At 71.8% G+C, this 24880-nt stretch carries 21 protein-coding genes and 1 pseudogene; 11 read left to right on the forward strand and 11 right to left on the reverse strand.

Annotated elements, in window-relative coordinates; genetic code table 11:
• Positions 1-30 precede the first annotated feature (30 nt).
• Genes ACVDFE_RS23945 through kstD form a run of 4 tightly spaced genes read left to right on the forward strand, consistent with a single transcriptional unit; the run spans position 31 to position 4744 of the window.
• On the forward strand, positions 31-1059 hold the full coding sequence (locus ACVDFE_RS23945) for an LLM class F420-dependent oxidoreductase (RefSeq protein ID WP_458431922.1): 1029 nt from the start codon (positions 31-33) through the stop codon (positions 1057-1059).
• Between the two features lie 25 nt (positions 1060-1084).
• On the forward strand, positions 1085-2593 hold the full coding sequence (locus ACVDFE_RS23950) for an acyl-CoA synthetase (protein ID WP_360389012.1): 1509 nt from the start codon (positions 1085-1087) through the stop codon (positions 2591-2593).
• Entirely contained in the window at positions 2586-3041 is a 456-nt protein-coding gene (locus ACVDFE_RS23955; RefSeq protein ID WP_458431923.1) for a pyridoxamine 5'-phosphate oxidase family protein, read from the forward strand. Before ACVDFE_RS23950 ends, ACVDFE_RS23955 begins: the two co-directional genes overlap by 8 nt.
• On the forward strand, positions 3038-4744 hold the full coding sequence (gene kstD, locus ACVDFE_RS23960) for a 3-oxosteroid 1-dehydrogenase (protein WP_458431924.1): 1707 nt from the start codon (positions 3038-3040) through the stop codon (positions 4742-4744). Before ACVDFE_RS23955 ends, kstD begins: the two co-directional genes overlap by 4 nt.
• A 239-nt stretch (positions 4745-4983) precedes the next feature.
• On the opposite strand, the gene ACVDFE_RS23965 is transcribed toward kstD, so the two are convergent.
• Together ACVDFE_RS23965 and ACVDFE_RS23970 are read right to left on the reverse strand one after the other, a co-directional pair.
• Positions 4984-5583: a hypothetical protein gene (locus tag ACVDFE_RS23965; protein ID WP_458431925.1), complete on the reverse strand. Its 600-nt coding sequence runs from the start codon at positions 5581-5583 to the stop codon at positions 4984-4986.
• Between the two features lie 130 nt (positions 5584-5713).
• Positions 5714-6502 (reverse strand): crotonase/enoyl-CoA hydratase family protein, encoded by a 789-nt coding sequence (locus ACVDFE_RS23970; protein ID WP_458431926.1) that lies wholly within the window; start codon positions 6500-6502, stop codon positions 5714-5716.
• Between the two features lie 75 nt (positions 6503-6577).
• Between ACVDFE_RS23970 and ACVDFE_RS23975 the strand changes: the two genes are divergently transcribed.
• Both ACVDFE_RS23975 and ACVDFE_RS23980 read left to right on the forward strand, forming a co-directional pair.
• Positions 6578-8164: an acyl-CoA synthetase gene (locus ACVDFE_RS23975; protein ID WP_458431927.1), complete on the forward strand. Its 1587-nt coding sequence runs from the start codon at positions 6578-6580 to the stop codon at positions 8162-8164.
• Entirely contained in the window at positions 8145-9236 is a 1092-nt protein-coding gene (locus ACVDFE_RS23980; RefSeq protein WP_458431928.1) for an NAD(P)H-dependent flavin oxidoreductase, read from the forward strand. Before ACVDFE_RS23975 ends, ACVDFE_RS23980 begins: the two co-directional genes overlap by 20 nt.
• A 19-nt stretch (positions 9237-9255) precedes the next feature.
• Here the strand turns inward: ACVDFE_RS23980 and ACVDFE_RS23985 are convergent, their stop codons facing one another.
• Positions 9256-10155, reverse strand: coding sequence for an acyl-CoA dehydrogenase family protein (locus ACVDFE_RS23985; RefSeq protein WP_458431929.1), 900 nt, complete (start codon positions 10153-10155; stop codon positions 9256-9258).
• 8 nt (positions 10156-10163) lie between these two features.
• A pseudogene (locus ACVDFE_RS23990) lies at positions 10164-11325 on the reverse strand (acyl-CoA dehydrogenase family protein).
• 45 nt (positions 11326-11370) lie between these two features.
• Here ACVDFE_RS23990 and ACVDFE_RS23995 point away from each other — a divergent pair.
• The 5 genes from ACVDFE_RS23995 (at position 11371) to ACVDFE_RS24015 (ending at position 15841) form a co-directional block, all read left to right on the forward strand.
• Positions 11371-11562, forward strand: a complete 192-nt coding sequence (locus tag ACVDFE_RS23995; protein ID WP_458431930.1) for a ferredoxin — start codon at positions 11371-11373, stop codon at positions 11560-11562.
• Positions 11563-11640: 78 nt separating this feature from the next.
• The gene (locus ACVDFE_RS24000) at positions 11641-12726 is read left to right on the forward strand and encodes a Zn-dependent alcohol dehydrogenase (protein ID WP_458431931.1); all 1086 of its coding nucleotides are present in this window, start codon (positions 11641-11643) and stop codon (positions 12724-12726) included.
• A gap of 9 nt (positions 12727-12735) precedes the next feature.
• A complete protein-coding gene (locus ACVDFE_RS24005; RefSeq protein ID WP_458431932.1) occupies positions 12736-13581 on the forward strand; it encodes an SDR family NAD(P)-dependent oxidoreductase in 846 nt (281 codons plus the stop codon).
• 8 nt (positions 13582-13589) lie between these two features.
• Complete coding sequence (locus ACVDFE_RS24010; RefSeq protein WP_458431933.1) at positions 13590-15095, forward strand: aldehyde dehydrogenase family protein; 1506 nt, start codon at positions 13590-13592, stop codon at positions 15093-15095.
• Positions 15095-15841, forward strand: coding sequence for a glucose 1-dehydrogenase (locus tag ACVDFE_RS24015; protein ID WP_360388980.1), 747 nt, complete (start codon positions 15095-15097; stop codon positions 15839-15841). The genes ACVDFE_RS24010 and ACVDFE_RS24015 overlap by 1 nt, the downstream gene beginning before the upstream one ends.
• Positions 15842-16019: 178 nt before the next feature.
• Here the strand turns inward: ACVDFE_RS24015 and ACVDFE_RS24020 are convergent, their stop codons facing one another.
• The 7 genes from ACVDFE_RS24020 to ACVDFE_RS24050 all read right to left on the reverse strand — a co-directional run bounded on the left by ACVDFE_RS24020 (position 16020) and on the right by ACVDFE_RS24050 (position 24879).
• A complete protein-coding gene (locus tag ACVDFE_RS24020) occupies positions 16020-17789 on the reverse strand; it encodes a cation:proton antiporter (protein WP_458431934.1) in 1770 nt (589 codons plus the stop codon).
• Between the two features lie 505 nt (positions 17790-18294).
• Positions 18295-18504 (reverse strand): hypothetical protein, encoded by a 210-nt coding sequence (locus ACVDFE_RS24025; protein WP_458431935.1) that lies wholly within the window; start codon positions 18502-18504, stop codon positions 18295-18297.
• Positions 18505-18559: 55 nt separating this feature from the next.
• Complete coding sequence (locus tag ACVDFE_RS24030) at positions 18560-18991, reverse strand: universal stress protein (protein WP_458431936.1); 432 nt, start codon at positions 18989-18991, stop codon at positions 18560-18562.
• Entirely contained in the window at positions 18992-20245 is a 1254-nt protein-coding gene (locus ACVDFE_RS24035) for an SLC13 family permease (RefSeq protein WP_458434388.1), read from the reverse strand.
• Between the two features lie 106 nt (positions 20246-20351).
• Entirely contained in the window at positions 20352-23177 is a 2826-nt protein-coding gene (locus ACVDFE_RS24040; RefSeq protein ID WP_458431937.1) for a glycoside hydrolase family 2 TIM barrel-domain containing protein, read from the reverse strand.
• Positions 23178-23359: 182 nt separating this feature from the next.
• The gene (locus tag ACVDFE_RS24045) at positions 23360-23938 is read right to left on the reverse strand and encodes a LacI family DNA-binding transcriptional regulator (RefSeq protein WP_458431938.1); all 579 of its coding nucleotides are present in this window, start codon (positions 23936-23938) and stop codon (positions 23360-23362) included.
• Between the two features lie 23 nt (positions 23939-23961).
• Entirely contained in the window at positions 23962-24879 is a 918-nt protein-coding gene (locus ACVDFE_RS24050; RefSeq protein ID WP_458431939.1) for a DUF6891 domain-containing protein, read from the reverse strand.
• Position 24880: the final 1 nt, after the last annotated feature.

Here is a 24880-nt window from a genome sequence, read left to right on the forward strand (position 1 = left end):
AGGTTCTCGAAATGGTGGCAAGATGGCGGCATGAAGCTCGGTCTGCAGCTCGGCTACTGGGGCGCTGCGCCGCCCGCGAACGCCCCCGAACTCGTGGCGGCGGCGGAGGAGTGCGGGTTCGACGCGGTGTTCGCCGCGGAGGCCTGGGGCTCCGACGCCTTCACCCCGTTGGCGTGGTGGGGATCTGCCACCCGACGGGTCCGGCTCGGCACGTCGGTCGTGCAGATGTCCGCGCGCACACCGGCCGCGTGCGCGATGCACGCGTTGACGCTGGACCACCTGTCCGGCGGGCGGTTCGTCCTCGGGCTGGGCGTCTCCGGCCCGCAGGTGGTGGAGGGCTGGTACGGGCAGCCGTTCGCGAAACCGCTGACCAGGACCAGGGAGTACCTGTCGGTGCTGCGGCAGGTGCTGGCCCGCGAGGCGCCGGTGACCAACGCCGGTCCGCACTACCCGTTGCCGTACCGGGGGCCGGGTGCGCTGGGGCTGGGCAAGCCGCTCAAGCCGATCACCCACCCGCTGCGCGCCGGCCTGCCGATCTGGCTGGGTGCCGAGGGGCCGAAGAACGTGGCGCTGGCAGCGGAGATCGCCGACGGGTGGCTCGCGATCTACTACGCGCCGCGCCTGGCCGGCATGTACGACGAGTGGCTGGAGGAGGGGCTGGCGAAAGCGGGGCGCACGCGGGCGGACTTCGAGGTCGCCGCCACCTGCCAGGTGGTCGTGACCGACGATCCCGTTGGCGTGCGCGGGTTCCTGAAGCCGTTCGTCGCCCTGTACATCGGCGGGATGGGTGCGCCCGGGATGAACTTCCACGCCGAGGTGTTCACCCGCATGGGATACGGCGAGGTTGTCGCCGACATCGGCAAGCTCTACCAGGCGGGACGCAAGGACGAGGCGGCGCAGGTGGTCCCGGACGAGCTGGTGCGCGAGATCAGCATCGTCGGCAGCGCCGAGGAGGTGCGCGCGGAGGTCGCCCGGTGGGAGGCCGCCGGGGTCACCCAGTTGCTCGTCGGCTGCCGCGACACCGACTCGATCAAGGCCGTCTCCGAGGCTTGTCAGTAGATGAAACACGTTCTACTTTGAGGGAGTGGCAGGACTCTGGAACACCGCGTCGGAGCAGCCGGACCTGACCGCGTTGGTCGACCCCGGCGGCCGTGGGACCACCTACCGGGAGCTGGCGGCGGAGGCGAACCGGTACGGCCGGGGGTTCCAGGCCCTGGGGCTGACACCCGGCGACAGCATCGTGCTGATGCTGCCCAACAGCGCCGAGCTCGTGGCGGTGTACTTCGCCGCCTACCAGACCGGTCTCTACGTCGTGATGGCGAACTGGCACCTGACCGGCGCCGAGGTGGCGTACCTCGTGCAGGACAGCGGTGCCAAGGCGTTCGTAGGTCATGAACGCTTCGCCGCCGCAGCGGTCGAAGCGGCGGCGGGTCTGCCGTCCGAAGCGAAGTTCGCGGTGGGCGAGATCGACGGCTTCCGGCCGTTGGGGAGTCTCGGCGAGGGCGAAGAGGGCCGGCCCGACGTCCGCACGACCGGGTCGCCGATGCTCTACACCTCCGGCACCACCGGGCGGCCCAAGGGCGTGCGCAGGCCGTTGACCGGCGCCGACCCGGACGTCGTACCCGGCTCGGCGCCGTGGTTCTTCGGCATCTTCGGCCTGCGGCCGTTCGACGGGCACGTGCACCTGTGCGGGTCGCCGCTCTACCACACGGCGGTGCTCAACTTCGTGGTCATCTCCATCCAGCTCGGGCACACCACCGTGCTGATGGACCACTGGGACCCCGAGGACATGCTGCGGCTGATCGAGCGGCACAAGGTCACCCACAGCCACATGGTGCCGACCCAGTTCCACCGCCTGCTCGCGCTGCCCGACGAGGTGAAGGGCAGGTACGACCTGTCGTCGTTGCGCGCGATGATCCACGGCGCCGCGCCGTGCCCGGTCGAGGTCAAGCGCAGGATGCTCGACTGGTGGGGGCCGGTCGTGATCGAGTACTACGCGGCGACTGAGGGCGGCGGCACGGTGATCAGCGCGCAGGAGTGGCTGCGCAAGCCCGGATCGGTCGGGCTGCCGTGGCCCACGTCGGAGATCAAGGTTCTGGACGAGGACGGGAACGAGCTGCGCGCCGGTGAGCGCGGCTTGGTCTACCTGCGGATGGGCGACGCGACGTTCGAGTACCACAAGGACGCCGAGAAGACCCGCGCTGCCCGCGTCGGCAAGCTGTTCACGTTGCAGGACGTCGGGTACCTCGACGAGGACGGCTACCTGTTCCTGTGCGACCGGAAGAACGACATGATCATCTCCGGCGGGGTCAACATCTACCCGGCCGAGGTCGAGGGCGAGCTGGTGTGCCACCCGAAGGTCGCCGACGTGGCCGTCTTCGGCATCCCGCACCCGGACTGGGGCGAGCAGGTCAAGGCGGTCGTGCAGCCGGTCGACGGCGTCGAACCCGGCCAGGAGCTGACCGACGAGCTGCTGGAGTTCGCCCGCACCCGGCTCGCGAAGTTCAAGCTGCCGCGCACGATCGAGTACCTGGCCGAGCTGCCGCGCGACCCGAACGGCAAGCTGTACAAGCGGAAACTGCGCGATGCGTGACCGCATCAGGATGACCCCGGCCGAGGTCGACGCGTTCCTCGCCGGGCAGAAGACGTTGGTCGTGGCGACCATCGGGCGCGACGGCCTGCCGCACCTGGCGCCGATGTGGTTCGCGTGGCTGGACGGCGAGATCGTGTTCTGCACCGACCGCAAGTCGCAGAAGGTCGTGAACCTGCGCCGCGAACCGCGGTGCAGCGTGCTCGCCGAGGCGGGGGAGACCTACGACCAGCTGCGCGGCGTGCACATGGAGGGCGTCACCGAGTTCACACCCGACCTCGGCCGCGTGGTCGACGCGGTGGTGGCGCGCAACTTCGGCGAGGTCGGCTCGTCCGACGCCGAGCGGGACGCCCTGCGCAAGGCCATGGCGCGGCGCGTGGCCGTGATCTTCCGTCCGACCAGGACGGCCAGCTGGGACCACCGGAAGCTGATGTCGGGAGTGACCCCATGACCCTGAACCGCCGTCAGGTGCTCGCCGGAGCAGGCCTCGCGCTGGCCTCCGGCCTCGTGCACACCGGTACCGCCGAGGCGGACCTCGGTGAGTACGACGTGGTGGTGGTCGGGTCGGGCGCCGCCGGCATGACCGCCGCGCTGACCGCCGCCAAACGCGGGCTGAGCGTCGTGGTGGTGGAGAAGGCGCCGACGTTCGGTGGTTCCGCCGCACGCTCCGGCGCGGGCATCTGGATCCCGAACAACGAGGTGATCCTCGCCGAGGGCGTCCAGGACACCCCGGCGAAGGCCGCGCAGTACCTGTCGGCCGTGGTGGGCGACATCCCGCCGGCACGACAGCAGGCCTACCTGAGCGCCGGTCCGCGGATGATCTCGTTCGTGCTGCGCAACAGCCCGCTGCGGTTCCGGTACATGGACGGCTACAGCGACTACTACCCGGAGTACCCCGGCGGCATCGCGCGCGGTCGTTCCATCGAGCCGGACGTGTTCGACGGCACCCTCCTCGGCGCCGAGCTCGCGAACCTCAACCCGCCGTACCTCGCCGTGCCACCGGGCATGGTCATCTTCAGCGCCGACTACAAGTGGCTGGCGCTGGCCCTGGTGAACGCGAAGGGCGCCGCGGTGGCCGCCGCCGCGCTGGCCCGCGGTACCGCTGCCGCGCTGGCCGGGCAGAAGCCGTTGACCATGGGCCAGTCGCTGGCCGGTGCGTTGCGGCTGGGGCTGATGCAGGCCGGTGTGCCGGTGTGGCTGAACACGCCGTTGGTCGACCTGCACGTGGTCGGTGGTGCCGTGCGTGGCGTCGTGACCTCACGTGGACTCGTGCGCGCCCGTCGTGGCGTGATCATGGGTTCGGGCGGTTTCGAGCACAACGCGGCCATGCGCGCGCAGTACCAGCAACAGCCGATCGGCACCCAGTGGACCGTGGGCGCCAAGGAGAACACCGGCGACGGCCACCGCGCCGGCCAACGCCTCGGTGCCGCGTTCGACCTCATGGACGACGCCTGGTGGGGCCCCGCGATCCCGGTACCCGGCTCGCCGTACTTCTGCCTCGCCGAGCGCACGCTGCCGGGCGGGTTGATGATCAACCAGCTCGGGCAGCGGTTCGTCAACGAGGCCGCGCCCTACAGCGACGTCGTGCATGTCATGTACGACAAGAACCCCTCCGCGCCGTGCATCCCGGCGTGGCTGGTGGTCGACCAGAACTACCGCAACCGCTACCTGTTCGCCGACGTCGCGCCCGCGCTGCCGTTGCCGGACGGCTGGTACCAGAACGGCGCGGTGGTGAGGAACTGGTCGCTGGACGGCCTGGCATCGGCGATCGGGGTGCCCGCGGCCGCGTTGAAGGCGACCGTGAGCCGGTTCAACAACCAGGCGTTCTCCGGCCGTGACACCGACTTCCACCGCGGCGACAGCGCCTACGACCACTACTACACCGACCCGGCGGTCATCCCGAACTCGTGCCTGGCACCGTTGTGGGCGCCGCCGTTCTACGCGTTCAAGATCGTTCCTGGCGACCTCGGCACCAAGGGCGGCATGGTCACCGACGCGCGCGCTCGGGTGCTGCGGCCGGACGGCTCGGTGATCCCTGGCCTGTACGCGGCGGGCAACGTGAGCTCCGCGGTGATGGGCCGCAGCTACGCCGGCGCGGGTTCGACGATCGGCCCGGCCATGACGTTCGGCTACATCGCCGCGAACGACATCTAACCCGACCTTCCTTGCTGTTCTGGCATCTGCAAGTACTGCCAACCCTTGATCAAATCGCCGCCAACTACCACCAACATGGTCGCCGCGTGCCGAGCCACGTCTCGTGCCGCGGGGCAGCCGGAGGCGTTGTTGGTAGTGGAAAAGTGCCCGTTGATGTTGAGTTGGTGGTACTTGCAGATGCCGGCAGAGCGAGGGTGAGCGGGTGTGGGGCCCGGTCGCAGACCCCACACCCGGCGTGCTCAGCTCACCGAGCCGATCAGCGCCTCCATCTGCCGGGACTGCCCGGTGGTGCCTACGAACGCGACCACGCCGGCGCCCGCGCACGCCGCGCCCTGCCAGCCGATGCCGGACAGGTGGGCGTTGGCGCACGTCGTCGCGGACGGGGCGCCGAGGCCAAGCGCCTCCATCTGCCGGCCCTGGCCGGTCGTGCCGACGACGCCGATGTTGCCGTCGGCCACGCAGACCTGGCTCAGCCAGCCGAGACCGGAGACGTGCGCCTGCGCGCAGATCCCGCCGGTGCCCGCCGAGGACACGGCGAGCGCCTCGATCTGGCGGTTCTGGCCCGTGGTGCCGACGAGCGCACCCGCGCCGTCGTCGGCGCACACCCAGCCCTGCCAGCCGATGTTCTGCAGGTGTGCGTTGAGGCAGACGGTTCTCGCCGCCTGCGCGCGGAGCTGGCTGGGCAGTGTCGGCGCCTGGATGGCGGAGTTGGACTTCGACGAGCCGGGCGCACCCGTCGTGGCATTCGGAGCGGTGGCCGCGTCGGCGGGTGCGGCGGTCAGCGCCAGTGCCACGAGGGTGGTCGTGAGCAGTGCGGCGAAGCGGTGCCTGTGGTGCATCGGGATCTCTTTTGAGAGAAGGTGACCCGCTCACGTTCGCAGGCGCCGCCGGAAGATCCATCCGCTCTACGGACACAATTCCGGCGTCCGTTCGCGATCTTTCCACGCGGCCTGGAACGAGCTGAAGGCGTCAGCGGCCTTGGAAGTCCGGCTTCCGCTTCGCCGCGAACGCCCGCGGTCCCTCCTTGGCGTCCTCGCTGCGGAACACCTCCATGCCCAGCCGGGCGTCCACTGTGAACGCGTCGTTCTCGTGCATGCCCTCGGTCTCGCGGATGGTCCGCAGGATCGCCCTGATCGCCACCGGACCGTTCGCCGAGATCAGGTCGGCCAGCTCCATCGCCTTGGTCAACGCCTGGCCGTCCGGCACGACGTGACCGATCAGGCCGATCTCCTTGGCCTCCGGTGCCGTGATGTGCCGCCCGGTCAGCAGCAGGTCGGCCGCGACCGTGTACGGGATCTGCCGGGGCAGCCGGACCGCCGAACCGCCCAGCGGGAACAGGCCCCAGCGCGGTTCGGAGACGCCGAAGCGGGCGCTCTCTCCGGCCACCCGGATGTCCGTCGCCTGGAGGATCTCCGTTCCCCCCGCGATGGCCGGACCCTCCACGGCCGCGATGAGCGGTTTCGTCAACCGGCGACCCTTCAGCAGCGGTTCGATCACCGAGAAGTCGTACCCCGTGGTCTCGCCGGGGTGGTTCTGCGTCATCGCCTTGAGGTCCGCGCCCGCGCAGAACGCCCCGCCTGCACCGGTCAGGACGCACACGCGCACGTCGGGATCGTCGTCCACGCGGTCCCACGCCTCGCGCATGATGGCCATCATCGGGCCGGACAACGCGTTGCGCGCCTCCGGCCGGTTCATCGTGACCACGAGGACGTGCCCGCTGCGCTCCACCAGGCAATGCGGCTCTGCAGTGGTCGTCATCCGGGGTGCCTCCTGGATCGAGTCTGACCGCACGGGGGATTGTCCAGAACAGTAACACGTTCTACTTTGCAGGACATGGCCCTCAACGTCGCAGACCTCGTTGAACACGCCGCCGACACCGTGCCCGACCGCACCGCGCTCATCTGCGGTGCCAAGCGGGTCACCTACGCCGAGCTCGAGGCGCGCGCCAACAAGCTGGCGCACCACCTGGCAAGCAACGGCGTGACAGCGGGTCAGCACGTCGGCCTGTACGCGCGCAACTCCATCGAGCTGGTCGAGGCGATGCTCGCGGTCTACAAGCTGCGGGCCGTCGCGATCAACGTGAACTACCGCTACACCAAGAACGAGTTGCAGTACCTGTTCGGTGAGGCGGACCTGGTCGCGCTGGTGCACGAGCGCCGCTACTCACCGCTCGTGGCCGAGGTCGACGCGCCGGAGCTCAGGGTCGTGATCGACGACGAGTCCTTTGAGGACTTCGGCGGCACCGAGTACGAGGCCGCGCTGGCCGCCCAGTCCGGCGACCGGGACTTCGGCCCGCGCAGCGCCGACGACCTCTACATCCTCTACACCGGCGGCACGACCGGCATGCCCAAGGGCGTGATGTGGCGGCACGAGGACGTGTGGCGCACGCTCGGCGGCGGCATCGACTTCGTGACCGGCGAGCGCGTCACCGACGAGTGGCAGCAGGCCAACTCCGGCAAGGACTACGGGCTGGTGCGGCTGTGCCTGCCGCCGCTGATCCACGGTGCCGCGCAGTGGGCCGTGCTCGGCGCGTTGTTCGGCGGCAGCACCGTCGTGCTGGTGCCGAAGTTCGACCCGGCCGAGGTCTGGCGGGTGATCGGCAGGGAGAAGGTGCAGGTCGCCGTGATCACCGGCGACGCCATGGGCCGGCCGCTGATCGAGGAGTTCCAGCGCGGCGAGTACGACGGGTCGTCGTTGTTCATCATCAACAGCAGCGCCGCGCTCTTCTCCTACACCGTGAAGAAGCAGTACCACGAGCTGCTGCCGCACACGACGCTGCTGGAGTCGATCGGGTCGAGCGAGACCGGGTCCACCGGCATCGGCGCGGTGCCCAGGGAGATGGTGAAGACCGACGGCACGAAGGTGAAGCTAAACGAGGACACCATCGTCGTCGACGAGAACGGCACCAGGCTCGAACCGGAACCCGGTGTCGTCGGCAAGCTCGCCCGCGGCGGCCACATCCCGCTGGGCTACTACAAGGACCCCGAGAAGACCGCGCAGATGTTCATCGAGGTCGACGGCAAGCGCTACACGGTTCCCGGTGACTTCGCCCGGTTCGAGGCCGACGGCGACATCACGTTGCTGGGCCGCGGCAACACGTGCGTGAACACCGGCGGCGAGAAGGTGTTCCCCGAAGAGGTCGAAGGGGTGCTGAAGTCGCACCCCGGCGTGTTCGACGCGCTCGTGATCGGCATCCCCGACGACCTGCTCGGCCAACGGGTCGGCGCGCTGGTCCAGCCGCGTGACGGCGCCACCCCGACACTGTCCGAACTGGACGCTCACGTCCGCGAGACGCTGGCCGGCTACAAGGTGCCGCGCTCGCTCTGGCTGGTCGACGAGATCGGCCGCACCCCCAGCGGCAAACCCGACTACCAGTGGGCCCGGCGCCACGTGGAGGAGCATGCGCACCAACCTGTGTGACACGTTCGGCATCGAACACCCGGTCTTCGGCTTCACACCGTCCGAGCACGTGGCCGCCGCGATCAGCCGCGCCGGTGGTCTCGGCGTGCTGGGCTGCGTGCGGTTCAACGACGCCGAGGACCTCGACCGCGCGCTGACGTGGATGGACCAGAACACCGACGGCAAACCGTACGGCGTCGACATCGTGATGCCCGCCAAGGTGCCGACCGAGGGCACGCAGGTCGACCTGGACAAGCTCATCCCGCAGGGCCACCGGGACTTCGTGGACCGCACCCTGCTCTCCCTCGGCGTGCCACCGCTCCCCGAGGGCGCCGGCGGCGAGGGCGTGCTCGGCTGGCTGCACTCGGTGGCCCGGTCGCACGTGGACGTGGCGCTGGAGCACCCCGTCCGGCTCGTCGCCAACGCGCTGGGCTCCCCGCCGGTGGACGTGATCGAACGCGTGCACGCCGCCGGTGTCCCGGTCGCCGCCCTCGCGGGCAAGGCCGAACACGCCCGCAGGCACGTCGAGAACGGCGTGGACGTCGTGGTGGCGCAAGGCTACGAGGCCGGCGGGCACACCGGCGAGGTCGCCACGATGGTGCTCGTGCCGGAGGTCGTGGACGCCGTGGACGTCCCGGTGCTGGCCGCGGGAGGCATCGGCTCCGGCCGGCAAGCCGCCGCCGCGCTGGCACTGGGCGCTTCCGGCGTGTGGATGGGCTCCTGCTGGCTCACGACCGCCGAGTACGCGCTGGGCAACTCCTCCACGCAGGAGGCGTTGCTGGCGGCCGGGTCCGGTGACACCGTGCGGACCCGGATCTACACCGGCAAACCCGCGCGGCTGCTCAGGACGCGCTGGACCGAGGCGTGGGCGTCGGCCCACGCACCCGACCCGTTGCCCATGCCGTTGCAGAACATCCTGGTCAGCGAGGCGCACCAGCGGATCGCGCGGTCCTCGGACCCGTCGGTGGTGTCGATGCCGGTCGGGCAGGTCGTGGGGCGGATGAACGAGGTGCGGCCGGTCGCCGAGGTGATCGCCGACCTGCTCGCCGAGTTCGAGGACACGGTGAAGCGGCTGGGCGAGCTCGCGCGGTGAGCGGGTCGGGGCCTGCCGGTCACATGGCCGCGCTGAGCCTGAGGAGCTGGGCGGTCGCCCCGCCCAGCTCGAACTCGGCGCGCTTGGCCGCCGTGAAGTACCGGTGCACCCCGTGGCCCATGTCGATGCCCGTCCCGCCGTGGACGTGCACGGCGGTGTGCGCCACCCGGTGACCGGCGTCCGCGGCCCAGAACTTGGCGGTCGCCACCTCGGCCTCGGCGGGCAAGCCCTCCGCCAGCCGCCAGGCAGCCTGCCACAACGTCAGCCGGATCGCGGAGACGTCGACGTAGGCGTCGGCCAGGCGTTGGGCCACCGCCTGGAAAGCCCCGATCGGCCGCCCGAACTGCACCCGCGTGCGGGCGTGCTCGGCGGTGAGCTCCAGCGCGCGTTCGGTGACGCCGAGCTGGTAGGCGCACAACCCGAGCGCGTAGCGGGTGGTGAGCCAGCCGGGGGTGACGCCCTCGACCGGCTCGCCGCCGCCGGTGAACGCGAACGTGCCCGCCTCCGACCCGTCGAGGAGCACCTGCGGTGCGATGTCGAGGTCCGCGGCCTGCACGAGGAACACCTCGTCGCCCGACGCCACCAGGAACGCCTCGGCCGACGTCGCGAACGGCACCGCGGTCTTCGCGCCCGCGGGGTCCTCGGCGAGCGCCACCGACAGCACGGTCGCGGGGTCGACGCGCCGGCCGGACAGGGCCAGGGCGGTCTGCGCCAGCGTCGTCGGCAGGTACGGGACGGCGGCGACCGCGCGCCCCAGCTCGACCAGCACCGCGCAGTGCTCCAGCACGCCGAGCTCGGCCGGGTCCTCCGGCACCACGCCCGCCTTCACGAGGTCGGCCCACGGTGCGCCGGAGGACTCGACGATCTCGCGGGTCAGCGCGGCCAGCTCCCGTTGCGCCTCGGTCAGCGTGAAGTCCACGTCTCCTCCTACCGAGGTACGGCGGGCAGCCCGAGGCCGGCCCGCGCGATGATGTCGCGCTGGATCTCGTTGGTGCCGCCGCCGAACGTCAGGATCAGCGCGGAGCGGTGCATGCGCTCGACCCGGCCGTGCAGCAGGGCGCCAGGGGAGCCCGCACGGACGATGCCGCCGGCCCCCAGCACCTCCATCAGCAACCGGTAGCCCTCGGTCGCGAACTCGGTGCCGAACACCTTGGTGGCGGAGGCCTCCGCGGGTGAGGGCGCCTCATCGCCGCCGGACGCGAGCTTCCAGTTGATGAGCTTGAGGTACTCGGTCTTGGCGTGCACGCGCGCGAGGTGCAGCCGGACCCACTCCTGCCGGTCGGCACCGGTTTCCCGCGCCCACTGGCGGACCTCGCGCAGCGCGGTCTGCAACGGAGCGGCCGAGCAGAGCGCGACGCGTTCGTGGTTGAGCTGGTTGGTGATGAGCTTCCAGCCCTGGTGCTCGGTGCCGATGAGGTTCGCGGCGGGCACGCGCACGTCGTCGTAGAAGGTCGCGCTGGTGGTGGGGCCGGACATCGTGGGCACCGGTGTCCAGGAGAAGCCCTCGGACGCCGTCGGCACGATGATGATGCTCAGGCCCCGGTGCCGTTCGGACCCCTGGTCGGTGCGGCACGCGAGCCACACGTAGTCGGCGTACTGGACGAGGCTGGTCCACATCTTCTGGCCGGTGACCACGTAGTCGTCGCCGTCGCGGACGGCCCGCGTGCGCAGTGCCGCCAGGTCGGTGCCCGCCTCCGGCTCGCTGTAGCCGATCGCGAAGTGGATCTCACCGCCGGCGATCCTCGGCAGGTAGAACGCCTTCTGCTCCTCGGTGCCGTACGCCATGATCGTCGGTCCGATGGAGTTCAGCGTCAGGAACGGCACCGGCGCGCCCGCCGCGGAGGCCTCGTCGAGGAAGACCAGCTGCTCGATCATGGGGCGGTCGCGGCCGCCGTACTCCCGCGGCCAGCCGATGGTGAGCCAGCCGTCCTTCCCCATCTGGCGGACGGTGTCCTTGTACACCTCGGCGTCGCCGTAGTCACCGCCGGAAGCTCAGCGCGGCCCTGCGCTCCGGTGTCATGAGCGCCGCGAAGTACGCCCGCAGCTCGTCGCGCAGGCTCTCCTGCTCGGGCGTGAAACCGATGCGCATGCCCGCTACTCTAGAACAAGTTCTATTTTCTGTCAGGAGGCCGCGATGAAGGTCGACGTCGACCCGTCGCTGTGCGAGGCGCACGGCGTGTGCACGACAATCCTGCCCGAGGTATTCGATCTCGACGATGACGAAGTTCTGCAGATCCGGCCCGGTGTCGTGACGTCGGCGGAGGAGCCGGTGGCCGAGCGGGCGGTGGCGTCGTGCCCCAAGAGTGCGCTCCGGCTCTCACGCTGATGGACCTTGTCACGAACAGGAACAGATTCTAGTGTGCGACGGGTACCTCGGCCGTGAGCTCAGCGAGGAGTGATACCGGTGAAGGCTGCCGTGCTCAACCAGGTCGGCGACGACAAGCTCGAGCTCCGCGACGACGTGACCACCACCGCGCCGGGGCCGCAGGAAGTCCGCATCAGGATCAAGGCGTGCGGGGTGTGCCACAGCGACCTGTCCGCCATGGACGGAACGCTGCCGGCCCTCGTGCCGGGGGTGGTCGGGCACGAGGGCGCGGGGGAGGTCGTCGAGATCGGCAGCGCCGTGACGTCGCTCGCGGTGGGCGACCACGTCGTGATCACGTTCGTGCCGCCGTGCGGGAAGTGCGCGCAATGCGTGAGCTCCCAACCACATCTGTGCCTCGTCCACACGCTCTCCGCGTTCACGTCACCGCGGTTCGTGGTGGGTGGGAACCCGGCGTTCGGGTACGCGGGGCTCGGTGCGTTCGCCGAGGAGATGGTGGTGCCGGCGGACGCGGCGCTGAAGATCGACGACGACATCCCGTTCGACGTCGCCGCGCTGCTGTCGTGCGGCATCCTGACCGGCGTCGGCGCGGTGCTCAACACCGCGAGGGTCGAACCGGGCGCGAGCGTCGCGGTGATCGGCTGCGGTGGCGTCGGCATCGCGGTGATCCAGGGCGCGCGGCTCGCCGCAGCCGCCAAGATCGTCGCCGTCGACCCGGTGACGGAGAAGCACGAGGTGGCACAACACTTCGGTGCGACGCACGCGACGACACCGGACGGCATCGCCGAGCTGAACAACCAGCTGAACACGGGCATGGGCTTCGACTACGTCTTCGACGTGGTGGGGCTGCCGGCGACGATCCGCCAGGCGTGGGACCTGACCCGGCGTGGCGGCCACACGGTGGTCGTGGGCGCGGGCAAGGCCGACGCGATGGTGTCGTTCAGCGCGCAGGAGCTGTTCCTGCACGACAAGACGCTGCACGGGTCGTTCTACGGGACGGCCAACTTCCGGCGGGACGTGCCGCGCATGCTGGCGCTGTGGCGGCAGGGGGGGCTCGACCTGGAGGGCATGATCAGCAAGCGGATCCGGTTCGAGGACCTCAACGAGGGCCTGCAGGCGTTGCGCGGCGGCGGATCGCTGATCCGGCAGGTAGTGCTGTTCGACTAGGAGTCTCTTGTGGACCTTGCGGGGAAGGTCGCCGTCGTCACGGGCGCCGGTGCCGGGCTGGGCAGGGCAGAAGCGCTTGCGTTGGCCGGGGCCGGCGCGTCGGTGGTGCTGAACGACCTGCCGGGAGTGGCCGACGCGGTCGTGGCCGAGGTCGAGGAGCGCGGCGCGAAGTGCGCGGTGGTCGAGGGCGACGTGGGGGAGCGCGACACCGCCGACGCCCTGGTGGCCGCGGCGGTGGAGCTCGGCGGGCTGCACGTCGTGGTGAACAACGCGGGCGTGCTGCGCGACCGGATGCTCGTCAACATGTCCGACGAGGACTGGGACCTCGTGGTCCGCGTGCACCTGCGCGGCCACTTCCTGTTGTCGCGCAACGCGGTCGCACTGTGGCGGCAGCAGTCGAAGGCTTCGGGCGGACCGGTGTACGCGCGGATCGTCAACACCTCCTCCGAGGCGTTCCTGCTCGGGTCGGAGGGCCAGGCGAACTACGCGGCGGCCAAGGCGGGGATCACCGCGCTGACCGTCGCGACCGCCCGCGGCACCGGCCGGTACGGCGTGCGCGCCAACGCGATCTGCCCCCGTGCGCGCACCGGCATGACCGCGCACGTCTTCGGTGACGCGCCCAGCGGCGCCGACCCGCTGGACCCCGTGCACGTCGCGCGGTTCGTGGCGTACCTGGCCTCGCCCGCGGCCGCGGAGATCAGCGGGCAGGTGTTCGTGGTGCACGGCGGGATGGTCGCCCTGATGGCGCCCCCGGCCGTGGAACAGCGCTTCGACGCGCTGGAGGACGTCGCGGGGTACTTCGCCGCGCGTGATCCGCAGAGGACTTTCTCCTGTACCGAAACGCTCGCCCTGTAGGAGGAGCTGTGACGCTCACCGTGCAACCGCACCGCGAGACGCTGGGGTTGAAGGACGGCCGGCTCTTCGTGGGAGGTCAGTTCCGCGACGCGGAGGAGACCTGGACGCACCGCCACCCCGCGACCGGCGAGGAGATCGGCCGGTTCGCCGTCGCCACGCCGGGGGACGTCGACGACGCGGTGCTGGCCGCGCGCAAGGCGTTCGACGACGGCGTGTGGTCGCGCGCTCGGGTGCAGGAACGCGTCCGGGTGCTGCTGCGGTACGCGAACCTGTTGCGGGAGAACGCCGACGAGCTGCGTGGACTGCAGGCGCTGGACAACGGGGTGCCGCTGTCGTTCGGGCAGATCTACGCGACCTCGGTGGGGATCGCGGCGGACATCTTCGAGCACCACGCGGGCTGGATCGACAAGGCTGGCGGCCAGACCCTGCCGCCGTACCAGGGCGGTGACCACCTGGCGATGACGTTCCGCGAGCCGGTCGGCGTGGTCGCGGCGATCCTGCCGTGGAACGCGCCGTTCGTGCTCTTCGCGCAGAAGCTCGCGCCCGCGCTGGCCGCCGGCTGCACGGTCGTGGTGAAGCCGTCGGAGTTCGCGTCGTTCTGCGTGATCCGGATGGTGGAGCTGCTGACCGAGGCCGGGCTGCCCGACGGAGTGGTCAACCTGGTCACCGGACCGGGAGAGCCGACCGGGCAGGCGCTGATCGCGCACCCGCTGGTGGACAAGATCAGCTTCACCGGGTCGCGGGCGGTCGGCCGCAAGATCGTCGAGGCGTCGGCGGGGACGATGAAGCGGGTGTCGCTGGAGCTGGGCGGCAAGAGCCCCGCACTGGTGTTCGCCGACGCGCCGAACGTGGGCCTCGCCGCGATGACGTGCATGGGCATGGTCACCATGGGGTTGTCGGGGCAGGCGTGCGTGGCCCACACCCGTGCGCTGGTCGCGCGCGAGGTGCAGGAGGAGTTCGTCACGATGGCCACGATGATGGCCGGGGCCGTGACGTTCGGCGACCCGTTCGACCCGGCGGTGCTGGCGAGCCCGTTGATCAACGAGCGGCAGCTGGAGCGCGTGCTCGGCTACATCGACCGCGGCCAGGAGGAAGGCGCCCGGCTGGTCACCGGCGGCACCCGGCTGGACGGCGAGTTCGCGTCCGGCAACTTCGTGGCGCCGACGATCTTCGCGGACGTCTCCAACGACATGGCGGTGGCGCGCGACGAGATTTTCGGGCCGGTGCTGACCGTGGTGCCGTTCGACGACGAGGACGAGGCGGTCCGGCTGGCCAACGACACCGACTACGGGCTCGGTGCCGGCATCTACACCAACGACGTGAAGCGGGCGTTCCGGGTCGCGAAGTCGTTGCGCGCCGGGATGATCGGCGTCAACGGGTTCCAGCTGGAGCCGCACGTGCCGTTCGGCGGGTACAAGCAGTCCGGGCTCGGCCGTGAGGGCGGGCAGAGCGCCTACGAGGCCTACACCGAGCTCAAGACCGTGATGATGCCGCTGACCGACGAGCTGATGTGATGCGGCTGTCCGGCAAGGTCGCCCTGATCACCGGCGCGGCCCGCGGCCAGGGTGCGGCAGCGGCCAGCCGGTTCGTCGCCGAGGGCGCGTCGGTGCTGCTGACCGACGTGCTCGACGAACCGGGCAAGGAGCTGGCCGCGTCGCTCGGCGCGCCCTACTTCCACCTGGACGTGTCGTCGGAGGACGACTGGGCGGCGGCGGTGTCGGCGGCGGGCGAGCTGGGCGAGATCTCCGTGCTGGTGAACAACGCGGGCGTGCTGCACTTCTCGCCGCTCGCGGACACCACCCTGGCCGACTACCAGCGGGTCGTCTCGATCAACCAGGTCGGGACGTTCCTCGGGATGCGTGCCGTCGTGCCGTCGATGAAGCGGGCCGGCGGCGGGTCGATCGTGAACGTGTCGTCGGTCGAGGGGCTCGCCGGAATGCCGATGCTGACCGCGTACACGGCGTCGAAGTTCGCGATCCGCGGCATGACGAAGGTGGCGGCGCTGGAGCTGGGGGAGCACGGGATCCGGGTGAACTCGGTGCACCCCGGCGCGATCGACACGCCCATGGTCAGCACGGCGCTGGGCCGCGAGATCGACGTGTCGCCGATCGGCAGGCGGCTGGCGCTGCGGCGGATCGGGCAGCCGGAGGACGTGGCGAACGTCGTGCTGTTCCTGGCCAGCGACGAGAGCGCGTACTGCACCGGCGGGGAGTTCGCGGTGGACGGTGGAGCGACGGCGACGCACGCCCTGGGCCGCTGACCTGGGCTTCCGAAATTGTCAGACCTCGTCGCTACCGTTGTCGGTGCACGGTCGGAACGAGGGGTGCGGCAGTCCCCGAGCGCTGGTCGTGTCCTCGTCGTCGGGGGTGGATGCCCCGGTCGTGCTCGTCGCGGCCGGGCCCCGGTGCCGATCCGGTCTGCGCCGCTGCCGGGCGGCGTCAGGCGGTGAAGCGAGCGGCTTGGCCGTCGATGAAGTTCTGCGCGCGTTCGAGGGTGTGCGAGCTGTACGTCCCTCCTGCGCGGGCATCGAGCAGGGCGTTCTGCTGGGCGTCCAGGAGGAGGCGTTGAAGTTCCCCCTGCTGGTGCAGGGGGCTGTCCGGATCGCGGTCCGCGGTCAGCATCTTGTCGAGGATCTCCGCCAGGGCGAGACCTCGTGCCCGAGCCTGCTCCAGCACCGCCTCGTCGAACGGCTTGCCGTTCTGGCGTTCGAGCGCGGTGTTCTCGAGCACGGCCTGGGTCGCGGTCATCATCTCGGCGGCGAGGCGGGCGTACTCGCGGCGCTCGTGCTCCTCGTCGTTGCCGCGGATGCCGAGCAGCCGGATGAGCGTGGGCAGGGTGCCGCCCTGCAGGAGCAGCGTGACGATCGCGACGGTGAACGCGATCAGCACGAGCTCCGCGCGGTGGGGCACGTCGATGGGCAGCGACTGGGCGGCGGCGAGCGTGACGACGCCGCGCATGCCCGACCACGCGAGCACCGCACCGCCACGCCAGCCGAGCCCTTCGCTGGCGAAGAACGTGGCGTCCGCGTGCTTGCGCTGCAACGCCCTGGTGGCGCGCTCGTAGCGCCTGCCGGGTTGCGGGCCGTGCTCGGAGATCCGGTCGAGCACCGCCTCGATCCGCCCGGTGAGCCGGTCGGCACGGCGCTGCTGGCGGCGCAGCAACGCGATCAGCGGCACCACGAACACCACCCGCAGGACGATCAGCAGCGCCGTCGCCAGCAGGCCGAGGGTGAACGCGGCCCACACGCTCTCACCCGATGCCCGCACGTCGCTGACGACCGCCGTGATCTCGAACCCCATCAGGAGGAAGACACCGTTCTCCAGCAACAACTGAATGGTGCGCCAGTTGGTGCGCTCGGAGATCCGGTCGTGCGCGGTGAACCGCTTCGCGCTCTGATGACCGGTGATCAGCCCCGCCGTCACGACGGCGATCACGCCGGACGCGTGCAGCTCCTCTGCCGGGATGAAGGCGAGGAACGGCACGACGAACGAGATCGCGGTCGTCAGCACCGGCTGCCCCTGGATCCGCGACCGGGCCCAGACCGACACCACCCCGACCACCGCACCCACGACCACGCCGATGAGGACCGCCCGCCCGAAGTCGCCGAGCGCGCCCCAGAAGCTGACCGTGCCCGCGATCGCCGCCACGGCCGTGCGCAACAGCACGAGCGCCGTCGCGTCGTTGACCAGCCCCTCACCCTCCAGGATGGTGACGAGCCGCGGCGGCAACCCCAGCCGCTTGCCGATCGACGTGGCCGCCACCGCGTCCGGCGGACTGATCACCGCACCGAGCGCGACCGCGGCCGGGAACCCGATCTCGGGCAACAACCACCAGATCAGCAGCCCGGTGCCGAACGCCGACCCGACGACCAGCAACACCGACAACGCGCCGATCGCGCGGAAGTTGCGCCGGAAGTCCATCACCGGCACGTTCACCGCCGCCGAGTAGAGGATCGGCGGCAGCACCACCACGAGGATCCACTCGGGCTCCACGACCACGTGCGGCGCACCGGGCACCTGGCTGCACACCATCCCGACCACCACGAGCAGCACCGGCGCCGCCACCCCGACCCGCGGCGCGACGTACGACACCACGACGATGATCAGCACCGCGACGACGGCGAGCAACGCCAGCTCCTGCATGATCGTCAGTCTGGCCGCCCACGCCGCGTCCGGCCACGCGAGCCACGCCGCGGCGCGGCTCGGCAACTGGCACGCCCGCTCCACTGCGCCCGGCGGGGCGTCGGCCGATTCGCGGCCGCCACGCCCGCTCGCGCCCCGCGCTCTGACGGGCCGCCGGCCGGTTCGCAGCCCAAGCGTCCACTCTGGCCTCGCGTCCGCCGGCACGCGCGCCCGCGTCCCACCGGGCCCTGGTGGGCGTCGGCCGGTTCACGACCGCAGCGTCCCTCCCAGACCGGCGTTTGCCAGCACATCCGCTCGTGCCCCATCGCGCCCTGACGGGCTGCTGGCCGGTCCGCAGCCGCAGCCTCCCCCCATCCGGCATCCGCCACCACGACCCGCTCACCCCAGCCGCCGCGCTCGCCTCACCGAGTCAGGCCGGGCCGATAGCCCGTTCGCAACCGCGGCGTCCACTCCGGCCCAGCGCCCGCCGGCACGTCCACTCGCACCCCACCGCGTCCTGACGGGTCGCTGGCCGGTTCGCAACCGCAGTGTCCACCCCCGCCCGCCGTCCGCCGACACGACCGCCCGCATCTCACCGCGTCCTGACGGGTCGCTGGCCCGTTCGCAACCGCAGCGTCCACCCCCGCCCGCCGTCCGCCGACACGACCGCCCGCACCTCACCGCGCCCGACGGACCGCTGCCCGGTCCGCAGCCGCAACGTCCACTCAGGCCCGGCGTCCGCCGCCGCGCCGCTCGCCTCACCGCGTCGGGCCGCTGACCCGTTCGCAACCGCGGTGTTCACCCTCGCCCGGTACCCGCCGCCACACCCCGCTCACCCCCAGCCGCCGTGCCCGCCCTCACCCTGCCCACACCAGCAGCACCGGGCAGGGTGCGTGGTCCACGACGTACCGGCTTGCCGGCCCGAGGCTCTTCGGCCCCGGACGCCCGTGGTCCCCGTCCCGCGCCACGACCAGCAGCTCCGCCCCCTCCGCCGCCGCGACGACCTCCCGCTCGACCCGGCCCGACCGCTCCAGCCGGGTGCACGGCCGACCAAGTCGCGAAGCAGCCGCGGCGAGCAGGTCCGAGCCTGAGGTCGATGCGAGCGACTCCAGGGTCGTGCCGGGGTCGAGGCCGCGGCGGCCGAGGAGGCCGGCGAACGCGCCGTGGGCCGCGTGCGGCACGTCGTGACCGCTGACGTGCAGGAGGGTGATGTCGGCGTTCGGGTAGGCCTTCGCCGCGTCGACGCACGCGGGCCAGGTGCCCTCGACGACCCAGACCAGGACGGCCACTCAGCCTCCGATCAGCAGCAGGGAACCCCACAGTGCCACCACCGCGGCGACCAGGCTCGCCGGCACGGTCAGCAGGCCGAGCCTGGTGAACTCGCCGAGGTCCACGTCGTGGTCGTGCTGGTGGACGATCCGCCGCCACAGCAACGTCGCCAGCGAGCCCGCGTACGTCAGGTTCGGGCCGATGTTCACCCCGAGCAGCACCGCCAGCACACCGCCGGGACCGGTGGCGGCCACCAGCGGCAGCAGCACCAGGACCGCGGGCAGGTTGTTGATCAGGTTCGCCAGCACCGCCGCCAGCGCGGCGATCGCGAGCAGGGCCACCAGGCCGTTCCCGTCGGGGATGACGCGGGCCAGCGCGGCGCCGAGACCGTTGTCCACGACCGCCTTCACGATGATCCCGAGCGCCAGCACGAACGCCAGGAACGGCAGCGACACCGAGGCCACGACCTTGCGGACCGTCGTTCGCCGCCGCGCCAGCGCCCGGACCGCCAGCACCGCGGCGCCCGTCGTCGCCGCCCAGGCCGGGTCCACGCCGACCGCCGAGGTCACCACGAAACCGGCGAGCGTGGCCACGACCGTCGCCAGCGCGAACACCGGCATCTCGGGCGCCTCCTCGTGCCGCGGTTCGGCGCTGCCGGCGAGCTCGTGCGCGAAGAACCGCCGGAACACCAGGTACTCGGCCAGCACCGCCACCACCCACGGGCCCGCCATCAGCCCGGCGAACCGCGTGAACGACAGCCCGCTCGCCGTGAACGCCAGCAGGTTCGTCAGGTTCGACACCGGCAGCAACGTCGAGGCCGTGTTCGACAGGTGCGTGCACGCGTAGACCGGCGCCTTGGGCCGCACCCCGGCCCGTGCCGCCGTCGCGAACACCACCGGGGTCAGCAGCACGACCGTCGCATCGAGACTCAGCACCGCCGTGATCACCGACGCGAGCCCGAACACCCCGGCCAGCAACCGCTGCGGCCGTCCCGCCGCCCACCGCCCCAGCCAGGCACCGCAGGCCCGGAACAGACCCTCGTCCGCGCACAGCTGCGCCAGCACCAGCACCGCCGCCAGGAACCACACGACCGGCGCCAGCCGCACCACCTCGTCCCACGCGTGCGGCAGCCCGATCGCCCCGGTCAGCACCGCGACCGCCGCCGCGGGCACCGCCACCACCGCCTCGGGCAGTCCACGGGGGCGCACCACCGCGCACACCAGCACCAGCACGAGCAGGACGACCGACACGCCCTCCGCCAGCCACCCGCTCAACACCCGGCACTCCCGTCTCGCACCCGTTCGCCGCAATCGAACCACGCGCGAACGGGCCGCCGCCGGACGAGCGCCCGTGGCCTTGACCACGGGCGCGAGGGCCGGATCAGGACGCCGTGAACGTCAGCGTGAAGCTCGTCTTCTCCGCGTGCAGCCGGTGCCGGGGGAGGACACCGGGCCCGCACGACGCCGTTCCCAGGCCGTGCTGCGCCACGTCGAGGTTCAGGTGCACCCGGTCCCGTGCCCGCAGGTCGGTGGTGTGCGTGGCCGCGTCGAGGTCCTCGGACGTCCACCGGCGCGCGGCGAAGTCGAACACCGGCTCGCCCTCCACCCGCACCCGGCGCACGCCGTCGCTCAGCTCCAGCCACCGGGCGTCGGCGCGGTTTCCGTTCTCCTGCGGGAACACGTACGGCGTCTGCAGACCGTCCACGGTGGACGCGAACCGCCCGACCCGCACCGCCTGCCGGCTGTCGGCGTAGGCCTCGCCGGGCCCGCAGCCGAACCACGACACGGCGTCCAGCGCCCCCGGCAGCGCCAGCCGCAGCCCGAGCCGGGGCAGCGTGCACGGCCACTCGCCGTCCGGTTCCACGTCCACCCGCAGCCGCAGCCGGTCGCCCTCGGCGGTCCACCGGTAGTCGGCGCGCATCCCGAACCCCCACGCGGGCGGCGCCACCCGCGTCCGCACGGTGATCGAGTGCTCCGCCACCTCCACGGCGGCCACCCGGTGCTGCACCCGGTGCAACCCGGCCGCGCGCCACGCCCGCTCGTCGGAGGCTTGGCCACCGCCGCGGTCGTTGTCGGTCGGCGCCCGCCACAGGTCGAGGCGGGGGCCGTCCAGCTGCAGCGGGCCGAGCCGGGTCAGCAGGCCGGTGACCGGGGAGAACACGCCGGGACCGAGCCGCAGGACCCCGCCGCTCCGCACGACCGCGGCAGGCACGTCGCCACCGGCCGCCTCTCGACCGCGCGCACCGACGACCGCGACCTGCCCCACCGCCACCACGTGCCCGGCCGCTGCCCACCGCGTGCCCGCCGCCAGCACGGCCCGCACGGTCAGCCACCCCTCGCCAGCGACGTCCGGCAGCTCCGGCAACGGCACCTCGGCGTCCTGCCCCGGCCCGGTCGCCGGCACCCCGGACGCCACCGCGCCCCCGTCGTCCTCGTACACCCACTCGAACCGCAGGTGCTCCAGCGACACGAGGTCGTAGCGGTTCACCACCCGCACACCGCCGTCGGCACCGGCCGAGATCCGCACCGGCGCGAACACCGCAGCGAACTCCACCAGCCCCGGCGAGGGCACCCGGTCGGGGAACACGAGCCCGTCGATGACGAAGTTCCCGTCGTGCAGCGGTTCCCCGAAGTCGCCGCCGTAGGAGAACCGCCCGTCACCGGCGATCCCGTGGTCGATCCACTCCCAGACGAACCCGCCCTGCACGTGCGGGTACCGCTCGAACAGCTCCCGGTACTCCAGCATCCCGCCCGGCCCGTTGCCCATGGCGTGCGCGAACTCGCACAGCACGAACGGCAGCGCCCGGCGGCGTTCGTTCGCGTCCTCGCGCCGCCCGATCTGCTCGACCTCGGCGTGCGAGGCGTACATGCGGCTGTGGACGTCCACGTACTCGCAGTCGAGGTCGCCCTCGTAGTGCACCGGCCGGGACGGGTCGCGGTCACGGGTCCAGGCCGCCATCGCCGCCAGGTTCTGGCCCGTGTGCGACTCGTTGCCGAGCGACCACAGCACGATCGACGGGTGGTTCTTGTCCCGCTCGACCATGCGCCGCATCCGGTCCAGGTAGGACTCGAGCCACACCGGGTCGGCGCTCGGGTTCCCGGACCAGCCGAGCTCGGTGAACCCGTGCGTCTCCAGGTCGCACTCGTTGACCACCCACAGCCCGTACTCGTCGCACAGCGACAGGAAGAACGGGTCGGGCGGGTAGTGGCTCGTGCGGACGGCGTTGACGTTGTGGCGCTTCATCAGCTCGACATCCGCCACCGCGAACGCACGCGGCACCGCACGGCCCAGCGCCGGGTGGTGCTCGTGCCGGTTCACGCCGCGGAACTCGATCCGCGACCCGTTGACCGTCAGCACCCCGTCGACGATCGCGACCGTGCGGAACCCGATCCGCACCGGCACCCGTTCCGCGGCGGTGTGCACGACACCGTCGTACAACCGCGGCTGCTCGGCGCTCCACGGTTCCACCGCGACCGCCGCGCTCTCACCGGCGGGCAGGTCGTGCACGTCCAGCTCCGGCACGGTGACCAGCAGCCCGTCACCCTCCACCGACAGCGTGCCCAGTCCCGTGAGGTGGTCGTAGGAGGCGTTGAGCCGGTAGTCCGCGACGCCGCCGCGCGGGCGGGACAGCAGCGCGACGCCGCGGAAGATGCCGGACAGCCACCACATGTCCTGGTCCTCCAGGTAGCTGCCGGAGGACCACTGGTGCACCCGCACGACGAGGACGTTGCGGTGCGGGCGGAGCACCGCGCTCACGTCGAACTCCGCCGGCAGCCGGCTGCCGCGCGTCACGCCCAGCTCGACGCCGTTGAGCCACACCCGCCCGCACGAGTCGACGCCGTCGAACCGCAGCACCGCCGGCTCGTCCGGCCAGAACACCGGCAGGTCGAACACGAGCCGGTGGTCGCCGGTCGGGTTCTCCGACGGCACGCGCGGCGGGTCGACGGGGAACGGGTACCGGACGTTCGTGTACGCGGGCGACCCGTGCCCCTGCAGCTGCCAGTGACCGGGAACGGTGATCGTGTCCCAGGAGCTGTCGTCGAAGTCCTCCGCGGCCACGTCGTCGGACAGCACGGCGGTGGGGGACAGGCGGAACCGCCACGCCCCGTCGAGCGGCAGCGCGGCCGCGTCGGAGGAGAAGTGCGCGCGCGGGGGCAGCGCGCCGTGGCCGGGACGGGGGTCTTCGAGGTAGGTCGGCTGAGACATGTGTTCCTTAGCCCTCGACAGCGCCTGCGGCGATGTTGCGGATGAGATCACGTGCGCTGATCGAGGAACATGACCACCAGCGGCACGACCGCCACTGGAGGACGGGTGTTCCACGTCGTGACGAATATCCGTGAGCGCTCCCGTGAGCGTTCACGGATTGGTGCGAAGGATGAGCGCCGCCGTCACGACCAGCTCGGCACCGACAGCGGTTGCCCGCCGTCCGGCAGCAGGGCGGCCTGCTCGACGGCGAGTGCGCCGATCCGCTTGGTGTCCAGCGCGACGCTGGTGAGCGCCGGGTCGACGACGGTGCCGAGCTGCAACCCGTCGAACCCGACCACGGCGAGGTCGTCCGGCACCTTCAGACCGCGCCTGCGGGCGGAGCGCAGCGCGCCGACCGCGACGGTGTCGTTGAACGCGAACACCGCGGTGACACCGGGATGCCGGTCCAGCAGCGCGGTGAGGGCCTCGGCGCCGCCGTCGACGGACTGGTGTGCGCCCGTGACGGCACGCGAGTCGAGCCTGTGCGCGGCCATCGCCGCGCAGAACCACGCGTGCCGGTCACCGGGGTCGGCGCGGTTGGCGTGGTCGAGCATGCCGATGTGCCGGTGCCCGGCCGCGACGAGGTGGTCGACAGCGGCGCCGCGTTGAGGACGCGCCGCTTGGTGGCGCCGTCGATCTCGCCATTGTCGTTGAGCGCGCGACACGGTCTGCCGCGACACGCCCGCGGCGCTCGCGACGTCGTTGATCGTTGCGCGCTTCATGACGACCGAGTGTGCCGCCCGTCCTAGCCGACCAGGCGGCGGCGCCAGTCCAGCGCGGTGACGGAGATGGCCCGGCCGGGGTCGCCGTTCCACTCGATGCGCAGACCGGCAGCCTCGACCGCGGCGACGATCTCGGCGCCGACCGCGGCGGTGGTCTCGGCCGTGCCGTCGAAGCCGCCGTAGTACAGCGTCAGCCCGTGGCCGGCCGCGGCGGCGTCCGTGGACTGGGCGTGGAAGTAGACGAACCCGCGGGCGCCCGGAGCGGCCTCGTCGCCGATCTCGGCGTTGCCGCAGGTGCGGCAGCAGGTGAAGTTCTCGCGGGCGGTGATGCCCGCCTCGTCGAGCGCGGCGAACGCGCGGGTGAGTCGTTCCGGGTCGGTCTCGCCCTCCCAGGTCGCCTGTTCCTCGACCCGTTCCTGCCACAGCCGGTCGGCCAGTGCCCGCGCCTGCTCGGGTGAGACGGGCCTGCGGTCCTTCGTGGCCAGGTGGTCCTCAGCGAGCTCGGCCAGGTCCGCGCGGGAGGCGTAGCCGCCGGCCAGCACCTCGCGGACGCGCTGCTCCAGCGACGTGCGCTCCTCCTCGGTGAGGTCGAGCGACGGCACCTGCGCCGCGGGCGGCAGGTCCAGGGGTGACCAGGCCAGGCCGCGGTCCCAGCCGCTTTCCTTCCGGGCCCAGCCGACGAGGGTCGCGGCCACGGCGTCCGGCTCGCCGGCGGTCGCCGTGAAGTGCCGGTCCGCGGCGCCGTCGCGGTGCTCCACGGAGTAGTTGCCGCCGTTCTCGTGCCAGACCTGGGCGAACACCCCGGGCAGGTCGGGCACCCGCTGCACGACGAGGAACCGGTCACCGGCGCCGCCGATCCGGTGGACCAGCCCGGCCAGCTCCTGCTCGGACACGCGGACGTGCCGTTCACCGTTCTCCACCTGCACCGTGATCTCCAACATG

It is taken from the genome of Lentzea chajnantorensis, assembly GCF_054300775.1.